The sequence below is a fragment of the Streptomyces caeruleatus genome, assembly GCF_001514235.1.
Classification (GTDB): Bacteria; Actinomycetota; Actinomycetes; order Streptomycetales; family Streptomycetaceae; genus Streptomyces; species Streptomyces caeruleatus.
The window spans coordinates 1-2,164 of sequence record NZ_KQ948972.1 but is presented as its reverse complement, the minus strand read 5'-3'; the positions used below and the strand labels follow the sequence as shown (position 1 = coordinate 2,164).

Annotated in this window: 3 protein-coding genes; all 3 read left to right on the top strand. The window is 65.4% G+C overall.

What is annotated here, in order from left to right; translation table 11 throughout:
- A partial coding sequence (locus tag AQJ67_RS44310) for a helicase associated domain-containing protein (RefSeq protein ID WP_208615170.1) occupies positions 1 to 415 on the top strand: 415 nt, incomplete at its 5' end.
- A 46-nt stretch (positions 416 to 461) separates the two neighbouring features.
- The gene (locus AQJ67_RS44305; RefSeq protein WP_062725863.1) at positions 462 to 692 is read left to right on the top strand and encodes a hypothetical protein; all 231 of its coding nucleotides are present in this window, start codon (positions 462 to 464) and stop codon (positions 690 to 692) included.
- Positions 689 to 1,666, top strand: coding sequence for a hypothetical protein (locus AQJ67_RS44300; protein ID WP_062725861.1), 978 nt, complete (start codon positions 689 to 691; stop codon positions 1,664 to 1,666). The genes AQJ67_RS44305 and AQJ67_RS44300 overlap by 4 nt, the downstream gene beginning before the upstream one ends.
- The last annotated feature ends 498 nt before the right edge of the window (positions 1,667 to 2,164 follow it).

Genomic DNA, 2,164 nt, shown 5'->3' with positions numbered 1-2,164 from the left:
CATCACCCCCGAAGCCGCCGCCCGCCGCCGGACCAGCCGCATCTACCCCGCAAGCCCCGGACTCGCCCACGCCCGCGCCTACGCCACCCTGAACGGCCACCTCGCCTGCAGCAAAGACACCCACCACGACGGCTTCGCCCTGGGCGACTGGCTGACACAAAAACGCCGCGCCGCCCGGCAAGGCCGCCTCTCCCCCACCACAGCTCACGCCCTTGAAAACCTCGACCCCTGGTGGTGCCCGCCCTGGCCCCACCCCTGGCAACGCACCTACCAACAGGCCAAGTTGCACCACCACACCGGCCAGGACCACTGCCCCACCCTCCAGCAATGGACCGAGCAGCAACGCACCCACTGGACCACCCTCCACCCCACCCAGCAGAAGCTCCTCTCCGCCATCGGCATCCACCCCGGATAGAACCGACAACAGCGGCACTGTCAGACCCATACGGAACAATCCCTCCATGGGTGAATCCCTCGCGACACAGCTCCTCAGCGCGGACCACGAGATGGCCTGCCCCAACTGCGGATACCTGATGTGGGTCCGCTACTCGGAGATCGTGGCCCAGACCGCCGTGACCTGCCCCTGCTGCTACACCCACATCTGGCTGGTCGACCAGACCGGCAGCGCACAGAACGCGGGCGACGTCCTCCAGCAGCAGATCACACAAGCTCTGAAAGGCCTCTTCCGGTGAAGTACCAGCAGCGCCTCCAGGTCGCCGTACGCGAACGCCTGCGCAAACTCATGACCGCCCCCTTCTCCAGCGCCGGCCACGAAGTCCACCTCGCCGTCACCTGGATCAACAGCCAACCAGCCCTCACAGGCCTCCTCGAGGAAGCAGCCCGGGCAGAACCAGACCTCGACTACGACCGCTTCCGCGCCGGCCTGGACGGCGACATGCAGTTCATCTGGTGCAGCCGGACCGAAGAGGGACGCGCCACCCTCATCTGGCGACTCATACAGGACACCGCCAAGGACGAGGCAGCAAACCCCTCTTCCGGCTGGCGCATCGCAAGCGGCTACAGCAACAAGAGGAACATCCAGGACAGCTGGCGGGAGTTCGCCGAGGACATCCTCCAGCCCTTCTTCGACTACCTCAGCGAACGCGTCGGCGCCGAAAGCAGCATCCTGCACACCCTCGAGCGCTACCGCACCCGCATCGAGTGGTTCGACCGTGACGAGTTGCACACGCGCTTCGAGGCTGACCGGCCCAACGGCGAAGAGGTCTACAACCTCGACCTGCAGCGCTTCCTCTTCCTCGAGGGCGACCACATCACCCACGCCAAACCGCGCTCAGCATCCGGCGAAGCCGACCTCATCGGCGACCTCGACGGCCGTGATCCCCTCGTCTGTGACGGCAAAATCTTCGACGGCCAAGGACGCGGCAAGGGCTACCTCGTCAAAGGCGTGCACCAGATCATCAAGTACGCCCACGACTACGGGCAGCACACCGCCTACCTCGTCATCTACAACATCACCGACAAGCTCCTCGACCTGCCCACCGACGGCACCCCCGGCGCATGGCCCCCCTACACCGAACTCACCGGCGTCCGCGTCTACTTCATCCACGTCCGCGTCCTGCCACCCACCACCACCGCCAGCAAAGCCGGCAAAGCCACCCGCGTCACCCTCACCAAAGACGACCTCACCAACCCCGACACCACCTGACGCCGCGCCACTTCAAATCGCAGCCCATGGGAACTGCACCACGATCAACCGATCTGCACAGACGGCATACACACAGTTCAGACAGACACCACTCCGCCCAGCCCCACACTCCGAGCACCCTCAGGCACCGCGAACATCACCCAGAAGAACTGAGAAACCCCAGCTCACAGCCCCAACAACAACTCAGAAAAATCGGGCGACGACACCCGCGCAGGCCTCCTGTCCGCCCGCACCCTGCAAGAACTCACCTTCCTCGACCCCTGGTGGAACCCGCCCTGGCCCTTCGCCTGGCATCGCAAATACCACCAGCACCGCGCTCTCCACGCCACAGGCCAGCCCCTCCCGCCCGAACTCCAGCGCTGGGCCCGCAAACAGACCACCCTCTGGCACCAACTCCACCCCCACCAACAGGTGCTACTGAGCACCATCGATATCCGCCCTGGCCCCCAGCCGACAAGGCGCCTTGCCTGGAGCGTGACGGTAAGACTTCCGAGAGTG